Annotated in this window: 12 protein-coding genes and 1 riboswitch; of the genes, 5 read left to right on the plus strand and 7 right to left on the minus strand. The window is 25.7% G+C overall.

Annotated features, from left to right (window positions below; genetic code table 11):
• Window positions 1-115 precede the first annotated feature (115 nt).
• Window positions 116-1,906, plus strand: coding sequence for a peroxiredoxin (locus tag ABFX13_RS02565; RefSeq protein ID WP_346041947.1), 1,791 nt, complete (start codon window positions 116-118; stop codon window positions 1,904-1,906).
• A gap of 89 nt (window positions 1,907-1,995) precedes the next feature.
• A riboswitch (Lysine riboswitch) is annotated at window positions 1,996-2,167 on the plus strand.
• A 118-nt stretch (window positions 2,168-2,285) separates the two neighbouring features.
• Window positions 2,286-3,716 carry a Na+/H+ antiporter NhaC gene (gene nhaC, locus ABFX13_RS02570; protein WP_346041950.1) on the plus strand — a complete coding sequence of 477 codons (1,431 nt, stop codon included), beginning with the start codon at window positions 2,286-2,288 and terminating at the stop codon, window positions 3,714-3,716.
• A gap of 25 nt (window positions 3,717-3,741) precedes the next feature.
• Here nhaC and ABFX13_RS02575 read toward each other — a convergent pair whose 3' ends face one another.
• The 3 genes from ABFX13_RS02575 to ABFX13_RS02585 all read right to left on the minus strand — a co-directional run bounded on the left by ABFX13_RS02575 (window position 3,742) and on the right by ABFX13_RS02585 (window position 6,741).
• On the minus strand, window positions 3,742-4,500 hold the full coding sequence (locus ABFX13_RS02575; RefSeq protein ID WP_346041953.1) for an acyl-CoA dehydratase activase: 759 nt from the start codon (window positions 4,498-4,500) through the stop codon (window positions 3,742-3,744).
• Between the two features lie 15 nt (window positions 4,501-4,515).
• Window positions 4,516-5,670, minus strand: coding sequence for a double-cubane-cluster-containing anaerobic reductase (locus ABFX13_RS02580; protein WP_346041958.1), 1,155 nt, complete (start codon window positions 5,668-5,670; stop codon window positions 4,516-4,518).
• Window positions 5,671-5,787: 117 nt separating this feature from the next.
• Entirely contained in the window at window positions 5,788-6,741 is a 954-nt protein-coding gene (locus ABFX13_RS02585; RefSeq protein ID WP_346041966.1) for a calcium/sodium antiporter, read from the minus strand.
• A 180-nt stretch (window positions 6,742-6,921) separates the two neighbouring features.
• On the opposite strand from ABFX13_RS02585, the gene ABFX13_RS02590 reads away from it, so the two are divergent.
• A complete protein-coding gene (locus ABFX13_RS02590) occupies window positions 6,922-7,746 on the plus strand; it encodes a pyridoxamine kinase (RefSeq protein ID WP_346041969.1) in 825 nt (274 codons plus the stop codon).
• 63 nt (window positions 7,747-7,809) lie between these two features.
• On the opposite strand, the gene ABFX13_RS02595 is transcribed toward ABFX13_RS02590, so the two are convergent.
• Complete coding sequence (locus tag ABFX13_RS02595; protein WP_346041972.1) at window positions 7,810-8,307, minus strand: hypothetical protein; 498 nt, start codon at window positions 8,305-8,307, stop codon at window positions 7,810-7,812.
• Between the two features lie 136 nt (window positions 8,308-8,443).
• On the opposite strand from ABFX13_RS02595, the gene pdaA reads away from it, so the two are divergent.
• The gene (gene pdaA, locus ABFX13_RS02600; RefSeq protein ID WP_346041975.1) at window positions 8,444-9,307 is read left to right on the plus strand and encodes a delta-lactam-biosynthetic de-N-acetylase; all 864 of its coding nucleotides are present in this window, start codon (window positions 8,444-8,446) and stop codon (window positions 9,305-9,307) included.
• A 38-nt stretch (window positions 9,308-9,345) separates the two neighbouring features.
• Here pdaA and ABFX13_RS02605 read toward each other — a convergent pair whose 3' ends face one another.
• On the minus strand, window positions 9,346-9,840 hold the full coding sequence (locus ABFX13_RS02605; protein WP_346041978.1) for a hypothetical protein: 495 nt from the start codon (window positions 9,838-9,840) through the stop codon (window positions 9,346-9,348).
• A gap of 315 nt (window positions 9,841-10,155) precedes the next feature.
• Between ABFX13_RS02605 and ABFX13_RS02610 the strand changes: the two genes are divergently transcribed.
• A complete protein-coding gene (locus tag ABFX13_RS02610) occupies window positions 10,156-11,553 on the plus strand; it encodes a CehA/McbA family metallohydrolase (protein ID WP_346041981.1) in 1,398 nt (465 codons plus the stop codon).
• 10 nt (window positions 11,554-11,563) lie between these two features.
• Here the strand turns inward: ABFX13_RS02610 and ABFX13_RS02615 are convergent, their stop codons facing one another.
• The gene (locus tag ABFX13_RS02615; RefSeq protein ID WP_346041985.1) at window positions 11,564-12,571 is read right to left on the minus strand and encodes a SpoIVB peptidase S55 domain-containing protein; all 1,008 of its coding nucleotides are present in this window, start codon (window positions 12,569-12,571) and stop codon (window positions 11,564-11,566) included.
• A 156-nt stretch (window positions 12,572-12,727) separates the two neighbouring features.
• Complete coding sequence (locus tag ABFX13_RS02620) at window positions 12,728-13,375, minus strand: Dph6-related ATP pyrophosphatase (protein ID WP_346041987.1); 648 nt, start codon at window positions 13,373-13,375, stop codon at window positions 12,728-12,730.
• Window positions 13,376-13,427: the final 52 nt, after the last annotated feature.

Consider the following 13,427-nt stretch of genomic DNA (forward strand, 5'->3'; position numbering starts at 1 on the left):
TCATACATATATTCTAATATAATAAATATACCAAATTTGTATTAAAATAGCAATTCTTATTAGTAACATTCCTTTGAGTTAGTTAATAAATTAAATTAAAACTAACTTTAAAGGAGTGATTTATTTGCCTTGTCTTCCTAGCTTAGGCTCTAAAGCGCCTAATTTTAGTGCTAATACAACAAATGGCCGAGTAAAATTATCTGATTATAAAGGAAAATGGGTCGTACTTTTTTCTCATCCTGGTGATTTTACTCCTGTATGTACAACAGAATTTTTATGTTTTGCAAAATACTATTCAAATTTTCAAAAAAGGAATACAGAATTAATAGGACTTAGTGTTGATAGTAATAGTTCTCATTTAGCTTGGCTTAACAACATATATGAAAATACCGGTATCAAAATTCCATTTCCTATAATAGATGATAAAAAAATGGAAATAGCCCAATTGTATGGAATGATTTCTGAACCTATGAGTGATTCAGTTGCAGTTAGATCAGTTTTTATAATTGACCCTAATCAGATATTAAGAACTATATTATATTATCCATTGACTACAGGAAGAAATATTCCTGAAATAATAAGAATTATAGATGCACTACAAACATCTGATGAGCAAAATATTGTAACACCTGCAAATTGGCTTCCTGGTATGCCTGTTATACTTCCACCTCCAAAAACATATAAGGAATTAACCAAACAAATTAATAGTTATTCTGAAAATGAGGATTTTATAGATTGGTATCTTTGCTTTATTCCAGATAAAAAAAATAATTTAGACAATTCTAAATTATATGAGCCTATGACTTATAAGAAAAAAATATGTAAGTCAAAATCTAGACCTCAAATTTCGGCTCCATCTAGTAATATTACAAAAAATCCTAACTGTCCAGATTTAGTTAGATTAGTAGGCGAATATGTCTTAGGAGATCCTTCAAATGTTGATGCTTTTTTACTTGATTTTGTTATTTATGCATTTGCTGAAATAAAACCTGATGGTACCTTATTCATTCCAACCCCTAAATATCTACGCCAACTATTATCTTTAAGAAAAGATAATCCAGGTTTAAATGTCATAGTTGCTATTGGTGGCTGGGGGCAAGATGGATTTTCAGATGCTTCATTAACACCAACTTCTAGATATAAGTTTGCAAGAGAAGTAAATGCACTTATTAATCAATATGATTTAGATGGTATTGACATTGACTGGGAATATCCTGCAAATAGTGCCGCTGGAATTAAATCTAGACCTGAAGATAAAGAAAACTTTACACTTCTTTTGACTGCTATTAGAGATGTTATAGGTCCTAATAAATGGTTAAGTGTTGCTGGTACAGGTGAAAGAGCATATATAAACAGAAGTGTTGAAATAGCTAAAATTGCACCTTTAATAGATCATTTTAACTTAATGAGCTATGACTTTACTGCTGGTGAAACAGGATCTAATGCTCAAAAGCACCAAGCAAATCTATATGACTCTAATCTATCAATACCTGGTTACAGTGTAGATGCTATGGTTCAAAATTTAACTAATGCTGGAATGCCTTCACAAAAAATATTGCTTGGAGTTCCTTTTTATGGACGTTTAGGTGCTACAATTACAAGATCTTATGATCAACTTAGAAAAGATTATATTAATAAAAATGGATATGAATTCAGATTTGACAAAGATGCTCAAGTTCCATACTTAGTAAAAGATGGAGAATTTGCTATGTCATATGATGATATTCTTTCTATATATATAAAAGCTCAATATGTAATAGATAATTGTTTAGGTGGTATATTCTCTTGGATGGCTCCATACGATAAAGCTAATATACTTGCTAAAGCAATGAATCAAGGTATTAATGATCCTAATGAATTAAGAAGGGAAATAGAGGAAACTTATGGTCCTAATGTTTTAAACTAAAAAATTTATTAGATTTTAATTTTGTCTTAATTAGTATTTACATTTTTATTTTATATGATATAATAAATTTATTGAATAAACAGAATATAACTAATGGTAGAGGTCGCATTATTAAATATTACTATTATTGAGGGAAAGCACCTATGAGATAATAGGAAAGGTAATAATGCCGAAATATATAAGTTTTGCTTTGAACTTATATGTTGGGGTTATGCATAACATGTATAACACTGTCACTTTATGTGGAGAGCTATCTTTAGATTACGTTATTATATTTATATAATAATTTCAGGTCTAGAAGTATCTCTTTGTCTTCTAGACCTTTTTTAGTATTACGCTCCATTTTAAGTTATATTCTTATATATTATTGGAGGTTATTATGTTAAAAAGAGAAAAAAGACAAGCTTCACTGGGTGATTCACTTTTATGTATAGGTGTTTTAGTATTTCTATTATGTATATCATTAACTAAGTTAGGTGTTTCAGCTCATATACCATTAGCTTTAGGAGGAATATTTAGTGGTTTTATAGCTGTTTTTAAACTAGGATTTACATGGAAAGAAATTGAAAAAGGTATATTATCTACTATAAATTCTACAATGCAAGCTATAATTATTCTTTTAATCGTAGGTATGCTAATTGGTACATGGATATTATCTGGTGTTGTTCCAAGCATGATTTATTGGGGATTAAACATATTATCACCAGGAATATTTTTAGTTGCTACAACTATAATATGTTCTATAGTTTCTATATCAACAGGTTCTTCTTGGACTACGGCAGGTACTATAGGTATTGCACTTTTAGGTATAGGTAGTGCACTTGGAATTCCTAAAGAAATAATAGCTGGGGCTATAATTTCTGGAGCATACTTTGGGGATAAAATGTCTCCTCTTTCAGATACTACAAATTTAGCACCTGCTATGGCGGGAACTGATTTATTTACTCATATAAAACATATGTTGTATTCAACAATTCCTTCATATTTAATAGCACTTATAATATATGCAGTTATAGGTTTTAAATATGCAGGTCAAGCTATAGATAGTAGTCAGATTACACAAATTCAACAGGCATTATCAGCAAGTTATAACACATTATCACCATTATTATTATTAATTCCAGCATCAGTTATAATAATGGTAATTTTAAAAGTACCTGCTGTTCCAGGACTTATAATAGGTACACTACTTGGTGGGTTAGTAGCTATAGTTTTCCAAGGTGCTTCTTTTAAAGAAGTATTAGAGGTTGCTCAAGTTGGTTATGCATCTAATAGTGGTATGGTCTTTGTTGACGAATTATTATCTCGTGGTGGACTTAATAGCATGTTAGGTACAGTATCACTTATGTTATGTGCTTTAGCTACTGGTGGTATACTTGAAAAAACTGGAATGTTAGAAGCTTTAGCTACTGCAATATTAAAGTTTGCAAAAGGAACTTTAGGGTTAGTTGCTGCAACTATATTTACTTGTATAGGAACTAATCTAGCAGTTGCTGATCAATATTTAGCTATAGTAATGCCTGGAAGTATGTATAGAGAAGCTTTCAAAAAACAAGGTTTAGCTCCTGAAAATTTATCACGAGCATTAGAAGATAGTGCCACTATAACTTCTCCACTTATCCCTTGGAATACATGTGGAGCTTATATGAGTGCTACACTTGCAGTTGGATCATTTGCATTTTTACCATATGCATTTTTTAACTTATTATGTCCTATAATATCATTAACTTTAGCTGCTACAGGAATTGGCATAACAAAATTATCAAATCAATCACAAATAAAAGTTGAAAAAGAAGAATCAATTGCATAATAAAAGGATGGTCTAAACCATCCTTTTATTTTTTATATCCTATAATAGCTGCTCCTAATGCTCCTATTATTTGAGTATCCTCAGCTATATATATTTTCTTATTTAAACTTTCTTCAATCATATTTACAAGTACACTACATTTTGCTACTCCACCTGTAAATGCAATTTCATCTAATATATCAATCCTAGATAACATTGATTTTGACCTATTTGCTATAGATTGTAATATACCTGATGCTATGGATTCTTTCGATACATTTTTTGCTAATAAACTTATTATCTCTGACTCTGCAAAAACTGTACACATACTTGAAATTATTTCAGGTTTAGCACCTTTTGCTAAATCATCTATACTATCAACATCAGTTCCTAATAAATTCGATGTAACCTGTAAAAACCTGCCTGTTCCAGCTGCACATTTATCATTCATTATAAAATTAGACACATTTCCATCATTATCTAAATTTATTACTTTGCTATCTTGTCCGCCTATATCTAGAATTGTTTTTATATTATTATTTAAAAAGTGAATGCCTTTAGCATGGCATGTTATTTCTGTTACTTTTTTATCTACAAAATCCATACTAACTCTTCCATATCCAGTTCCTATAACTTTTTTTATATCACTTTTTTCTATATCTTTAGTTAGTTTATCGTAAACTTCAAGTGACGCACACTTAGGGCTCCATCCTGTTGGTATTATAATCTTTTTTATTATATTACTACCATCAAATAAAACTCCTTTAGTTGCTACAGAACCGGAATCTATACCTACACTGTACATAAAATCCCCCTAATTTTAGTCTATCATTTCTATAAATGCTTCAAATCTTGTTCTTAGTTGTTCTGTATCTGATTTTGAATAATCAGTTTCTATAGCCATATACGGTTTATTTTTAACTTCGTTTACAAATTTTTTAACTCTATAGCTCTCTACATTAAATGTATGACATGCTTGTAATACAACATCTATTACTCCATCTATTTTATATTCATCTATTAATCTATCTAAAAGATCTATTCTTTCATCATTATTAACCATGCATGAGCATGCTATATTTATGTATTTTTTAGCTATAGCATCTATTGGATTAGGATTATTTTCATCTACTAATTCATCATTAGATCTTATTCCTCCACAAGTTTCAAATGCAACTACAACTGCTCCACTATCTTCTATAGTTTTTACTATTTTTTCACTTACTCCACCTATTGGACATCCTGTGATTAGGATTCTTGGCTTATCCTCACTTACTGGTCTTTCTCCCTTTTCATATTTGTCTTTTATTGATACTATCATATCCTTTATGCTATTTTTTAGCTCATCTCTATCAAATTTAAATCCAGAATTATATAATACTTGATGCATATCATATCCATTCATCGGTGGTGGAACTAACTTACCTAATTCATAAAACTCTTTTAATAATTTTCTTTCTTCATTTTTATCTTTTATAGCTTCTTTTAAATCTTCATCAGTTATTTTTACTGAGAATCTATTTTCTATATCTTCTTTTAAAACTTTAATCTCATTTTTCCAAAGTTCATATGCATATTTTCCATTTCTACTATTTGGAAGTTGCATTAAATGTAAATCTTTAATTTTTGCTAATTCTTCATACATTTTTTTCTTTCCATCACATGTTGTTTCTCCTATTAGTAAATCTGAAAAATAAAAGTATGGGCAAGTATCTGTTATAGCATGTCCAAAACTAGATTTAATAAGTGGACAAAGATTTCTCGGTAAAATCTTTTCAGCTTCTGGTATTGGCTCTTCACTTACTCCACATACTCCTACTGTTACAGCTTTAGCAGCCATAGGTATTTCAACTGGCGTAAATGCACAAAATACACCTACTAGCTTTTTACCACTTTCTTTTAACTCTTTTGCTCTTATAAATCCATTTCTTCTAGCTTCACTAAATTCTTCGAATTTTTCTGGTAATGATATCATTGTCTTTCCCCCAATAACTATAATGATTTACAATGAAATTTTAACATATACCATCTTTTTATGTACAATAGTAAAAAACTATATAGTTTATATTAGTTATAGTTTTTTACTATATATTTATTTTCTTATTATTATAAATACCATATATCCTATATAAATTAAACCTAGTATAATTCCTTCAATCTTATTCACTTCTTTTTTAGTAGTAGCAAATATATAAGTTATTATAGATATTATAAACATTATAAACATATCTATAAATACTACAGGATGAACTGCTATAGGATGAATAAAAGCTGATATTCCCAATACAAATAATATATTAAAAATATTTGATCCTAATATATTTCCCATTGCTATATCACTTTCACCTTTTTTAGCTGCAACTACACTAGTTACTAACTCTGGCAAAGATGTTCCTACAGCAACTATTGTAAGTCCGACTAAATTTTCACTCATTCCAAGGGATAATGCTATATTAGTTGCACTTTTTACAACTAAATTTCCACCTAAAATAATTCCTATTATTCCAACTAAACTTATTAATACACTCTTTAGTATAGATGATTTAGAATTTCCTTGTTCTACGTTCATTTCTTCTTTTGAAGTTATAGCCATTTCTAAAAGATAGTACATAAATATTGAAAATAGTGCAAGTAACATAAGTCCATCTGACTTAGTCAGTTCATTTTCACTATAGCCTTGAAACCTTACATCATGAGATAATATTAAAAGAACTAATGATGCTAATAAAATAAAAGGAAATTCTTTTAATATTGTCGTCTTTTGAACTTTAACAGGTCTTATTATAGATGCAATGCCAACTACGGCTAATAAGTTAAATATATTAGATCCAACTACATTGGCTATGGCAATATCATTATTTCCACTTAGTGCAGCTGTTACACTTACTGCAGCCTCTGGGGCACTAGTTCCAAATGCTACAATAGTAAGTCCTATTACTATTGTCGGTATTTTTAAAGATTTTGCTATTGAAGATGCTCCACTAACAAAAAAATCTGCACATTTTATAAGTACTATAAATCCAATTATAAGTAATAAAAAACTCATACAAATTCTCCTTTTTTATATTTTAAATTTATGTTAACCATATATTTATTTATTTATAACTTTATTTAAAATCATGTAACAAATTGTACTAATACAATTTGTTTATTTTGTATAAATATGTTAAATATAACATTTCCATAGTAATATATAATTATAAATTTTATTAAAGGAGGTTTTTGTATGATAAAAAAAGTTGCTGCTATTCATGACTTATCTGGGATTGGAAGATGTTCTTTAACTATTGCAATTCCTATATTATCAGCTTTAAAAGTACAATGTTGTCCTTTTCCAACAGCTATATTATCAAGCCAAACAGGCTATCCAAAATATTCATTTTTAGATTTAACATCTGAAATGATTTCTTATAAAAAAGTTTGGCATGAACTTAACGTAGATTTTGATTGTATATATAGTGGTTTTTTAGGATCTGAAAATCAAATTGATATAGTATCTGATTTTATAAATGATAATAAAAATTCATTAGTTATAGTAGATCCAGTAATGGGCGATAATGGTTGTCTATATCCAATATTTAATAAAACTATGTGTGATAAAATAAAAAATTTAGTTAAACACTCAAATATAGTTACCCCTAATATCACTGAAGCTCTGATATTAACAGAATCAGATTATACTCAAATTAACCTTTGTAAAGCTGAACTTATATCATTAGCTAAAAAAGTATCTAATTTAGGTCCTAGTAAAGTTGTTATAACCGGTATAATTTTAGATAATAAAATTCATAATTTAACATTTGATAAAAATTCAAATGAAGTTTATTTTACATCTGCTGATTTTAACAATATATCTTATAGTGGTACAGGAGACTTATTTACATCTATACTAACTGGCATGATATTAAATGGACACTCCTTAAAATATAGCGTTGATATTGCCAGCCAATTTATACATAAATCTGTTTTATATACATCAAAGTTTAATGTTGATAGAAATGATGGTGTTATGTTTGAAATGTTTTTAAGTGATTTAATATCTTGTGTTTAATATTTAGGTATCTTCAAATAATTTTTTTATTTAAGATACCTAATTTTTATATACTTTATAAATTTAGTAGGCTTTTTTTAAAAAATCATAATTAACTGTTAATTTAAATTTATTATTATTTATTATTATTTTATATCCTCTTAAATAAATTTTTTTTAAATCCCTTACTATATTTGGTTTATTATCTATAAAATTAAATTTATGATTATTTATATCATCATAACTGTATATATTATTTAAAATATTTAACTCTGACTTTAGATTTTGTTTAGTCTGAAGATTTTTAACATTCTTTTCATACATATTATCAAATTGTGTTTGGTATAAATCTAAATATCTTTCATTATATAATATAAATTTATCTATTATAGTTTCTTTTAAACTTTTATCTTCTATACTTTTATAATTGTAATTTAAGTAAAGTAATATATATCTTGAGTCAACTTTATTTTCTATAAATCGATTTAATTTATTATCTATATAGTAATCATCACAATACCCATTTATACCAATATTATTATATAAAATAACAAGTAACAATATTAATAATATTTTTTTCATTTTCTTCTCCTTTCTATGTTTAAATACTTGTTTATATATTGTCTAAAAATTTACTTTTGTATCCTATTTTTTCATAGATTATATTTATATAAATTGTAAAAAATATATTTAACGTTTATTAAGTAGAGGTGATAATATGAATAATGCACATAAAAGAAATTCTTTTTTTATCATTGCTATATTTATAATAGCTGGTTTTTTAATAAGTGGAGAGTTTGACATATTTGATAAAATAAAAACCCAAATATTAAATCCAAATTCAAATACAACTGAATACAACTGGTATTTTAATCCCAGAGAAGATAAAAAACAACCAACTCCAATTAAGGAAGCTTCTTTTTTCAAAAAATATGGTGCTTATTATGTAGGTGATCCTAATGAAAAAGTAATATATTTAACTTTTGATGCAGGTTATGAAAGTGGTAATACAGAAAAAATACTAGATACTTTAAAAAAACATAATGCACCTGCAGCTTTCTTTGTTGTAGATCATTATTTAAAAACAAATCCAGAATTAATAAAAAGAATGGCTAAAGAAGGACATTTAATTTGTAATCATTCAAAAAATCATCCATCAATGGCTGGTATAACTGATTTTGAAAAATTCAAATCAGAAATAATATCAGTTGAAGAAAGATATAAGGAAATAACTGGCAAAGATATGCCAAAATTCTTTAGACCTCCTATGGGAAAATTTAGTGAGCAATCACTTAAATATACTCAAGATTTAGGATATAATACTATCTTTTGGAGTTTTGCATATGTAGATTGGTATGAAGATAAACAACCTTCTCATAATGATGCTAAAGAAAAAATATTTTCAAGAACACATCCTGGAGCTATAGTTTTACTTCATCCTAATTCTAAAACAAATACAGATATATTAGATGAAGTTATAACTCATTGGGAAAAAGAAGGATATACTTTAAAAAGCTTAGATAACCTTACGAATAAGAATAATTCTATAAATAATAATTCAAAAACTATAAAAAGTAATTAAACTAAAAAGCAGATATAATATTATATCTGCTTTTTAGTTTATGCATCTAATAAAACTGATTTTCCATTATAAGTTCCTATCCAGTATGGTTTATATATACTTTTAATATCTATAACTTTTATATCGTGGATATGTCCCTTATTGTTAATTATTATATTTTTAACTAATTTTAATATTTCTATTTTTATGCTTTCTAACATACTTTCTTCATCCATGTTAGATTTTTTTATATATTTTTTAGATATATTTATTTTAGATGTTTTTGGAATTTTAGTTATAGATTCTGAAAAACCTGTATGAGTATTTACTAACATAGTAATTTTATTACTACTTTTATCTTGTTTAAATATATTTTTACCCTTAGTTTTAAGAGTTATATCATATGTAATAATTTTATATTCTATATATTGAAGTGTTGTATTTTTTATTCTAGGATTTAATTGAACTACCTTACTCATTAAAGGTACTTTATCTCTTTCAATTTTTTTCATATCACTTTTTTGTACTTTAACTTCAATAGCATCAATTAACATTATTTTCCTCCCACAGATATATTTTAGTCTTTATAAATTATATTAAAGTTTATACATATTTAATGTATATATAATTTAAAATCTATATTAAATATATAAATTAAAACCTATTTTCTATAACATTATTTTAAATATATTAAATGGATTTATAGGATTATTTAATTTTTATTTAGAATGATAATATTATTTGTATTAATTTTTACATTTAATATACTTAATTAATAAGTTTTATATTTTTTTGAATTATTTAACACGAATTTTGTAATGAATTTTGATAAATATAATAATTAAGTAATATGTAAAGGATTGGTTGACATGATATTTTTAAAACATATATTTACATTACTAATAATGTTTATTTTTATAACTTCAAATAGCTATTGCTTAAATAATATAAATTCTAATTTACCTAAAATAACTATTGTTTCACCATATAATGCTCAACAATATATAATTTCTAGACCAACTATAAAAGCGACATTTAGAAATAATGATATAGATAAAAATTCTATTAAACTTTATTTAAATTATAAAGATGTTACTAAAGATTGTTTAATAAGTAATAATTCTATATCTTATAAACCTAAAAAGAAATTAAAAAGAGGTACTCAAATAGTAAAAATACAAGTTAATGATTTAAATAAAAAAAAATCAAGCTTAGAATGGTATTTTAATGTGGGTACACCTAATTATAATCATTATTATGGACTCCTTCATTCTCATACATCAAATAGTGATGGTCATGGTAGTTTTGAAGATGCTTACTATAGTGCTAAATTTAATGCAAAATTAGATTTTTTTGCTATAACTGAACATTCAAATATGTTGGATAATGATGTTAATTCTAAATTGAACGATGCTTCTAATAGTAAAAAATGGACTAGTTTATCTAAAGTATCTAATGATTATAATTCTAATGGCAAATTTTTAGCTATTAAAGGATTTGAGATGTCTTATCCATTTAAGGATATAAAAGATCCTATAGGTCATATAAATATATTCAACACCTCTGGATTTATATCTACAAATAATATTTTATATTCTGATTTAGATAAATTTTATAAAGCTATCTCTAAAGAAGATACTATTATAGCCCAATTTAATCATCCATGTGACACATTTGGAAAATTTAATAACTTTAAATATGACTTAAATGCTGATAATGTTATTTCTTTGATAGAGGTATGTAATGGATATAATAAAGATATTAATAAAAACAGATTAGCCTTTGATGAATATCAAAAAGCTTTAGATTTAGGTTGGCATCTAGGACCTACTGCCAATCAAGATAACCATATAAAAAATTGGGGAGTTGCAAATGAATTTAGAACCGTAGTTTTATGTACAGATTTAAATGAAAGTGCATTTTATGATTCTTTAAAAAATATGAGAGTTTATGCAACTCAAGATAAAAATATAAAAATAGATTATACTATAAACGATGAAATTATGGGCTCAACTATAAAAAATGCATCTAATTTATACTTTAATATCAGTGTAATAGATAATGATATTAAAGATAAGATAAAAAAAATTGATGTCATATCTAACAACGGCAAAATTATAGCATCTAAGGATTTTAATTCTAATTTAGCTAAACTAGAGTTTAAACTAAATAACTTAAAAAATTCTTATTATTATGTTAAAGTTTATCAAAATAATAATAAAGTTTCAGTGACTGCTCCTATTTGGATTGAATTTAATAAAAAGTAATGATGAAAGATCATCCTTTCATCATTACTTTTATATAAACGCCTACGCCATTGGTAGTATCTGTTGTTATTACATGTGATAATGCACCTATTATTTTTTTATTTTGAACTATAGGTGATCCACTCATACCTTGTACTATTCCACCATATTTTTTTAATAATTTTTTATCTATTATTTTAAAATTAAAACTTTCAATATTTCCATTATCATTTTTATTGACTTTAGTTATTTTAATTTTATATCTTTTATTTTTTTCGTTCTGATTGTGTTTCATAATAACATATGCAGGACCTTCTTTAATATCTTTTTCATCTGCAACCTTATATGTTTTTTTCTCTTTTAAATCTAAATTAAAATTTACTTTACCACTAATTCCATATTCATCTATTTTAAATATATTACCTTTTGATTTTGGTATTTTATCTCCATTTATATTTCCAACATATTTTTTTGCAGATTTATTTATAGATATTATATTTGAATCGTAAATTTCACCTTTATTATTTAATATACTTTTTTTATTATAAAAATCTACACTATGTCCTACAGCCTTAAATTTATAATCATTAGGATTTATATACGTTAATGTAGCTGTGTAAGGAATTTTATCTATTAGATTAATAGGATTTATTTCATGCTTCTCTAAATTTACATTAATCAATTTATCATTTCTAAGTAAGTTTAATTTAATTTTGTCTTTTTCTTTCATTGTAATTAGTAACTTTATTAAATCTTGTTTGGATTTTATTTTAATATTTTCTTGATTAAAAACTTTTCTTACTATATCTCCACTTACACTTTCTACTAAATCATAATTTTTAAGTAAAGAATCATTTCTAACTCCAAATATTATTACTTTATTAGTATTCAACTCAAGATGTAAAAGTTCTCCTCCTATAATAACTTCCTTAGGCATTTTTTCATTTTTTTGTATTGAATAAGCATCATTTGGCAATAATACTATTAACATAGTTATAATAGAAAAAATAAAAAATTTAATTCCTTTAGATGATTTCATATAGTGTCACCTTCTTAAGTCAATTTAGTGTTTGTAATGTTATTATTAGCTTAAATATAGTTTTATATAATGGTTACTATTTTACATAATTCCCATAGTTATATTTACCTACTTAAAAAATAAAAAAGCCATCTTAAGTTTAAGATAGCTTTTGCATTATATTATATCTAAGTGTCCGTAATTATTTTCTATAACTATGCCTTTACTTTTGAAATCTATACTATTTTTAAATAAAGGTCCATCAATTACAAATGTATGATATTCACCATTTTCTCCACAAGCATCAGCACCAGTAGATTTTATTTCTTCAACCACACTTTTAGTAAGTTTTTTTCCTAATAAATCTTTATTTAAATATTTTAAGTTTACAGTCTTTATTATAGTTGTAAAACCACTATCTATAAATTCATAAACCAATGATTCTCTGTTTTCTTGCCATAATGGAAATTCTGCTTTAAGGCCTGCTTTTTCACATCTTGCAATATCCCATTTTTTATGATCTTGTATATCTATATCTCCAAATGCACAAATTTGTGCTCCCATTTCTTTTGCTTTTAAAAGTGTTTTTTCAAATTCTTTCTCATAATCACATACATCACATTCTACTTTTAAAAGCGGGATTTCTAAGCTTTCACTAACTTTTTCTAATAATTTATTCGTTATTCCATGAGTCCATGATTTATCAATATCCTTTTTTATTGTTGTTAAAAGTGCTAATGGTTTATATCCTTTTTTTATCATTCTATATAATGCTAATGTGCTGTCTTTTCCTCCACTAAATGACATAATAAATTTATTATTCATCTGTTAAACCTCTCTTAATATGTATTTTTATTTTATTTTATCACATATGATT

It is taken from the genome of Paraclostridium tenue, assembly GCF_039521565.1.
GTDB classification, from domain to species: Bacteria; Bacillota; Clostridia; order Peptostreptococcales; family Peptostreptococcaceae; genus Paraclostridium; species Paraclostridium tenue.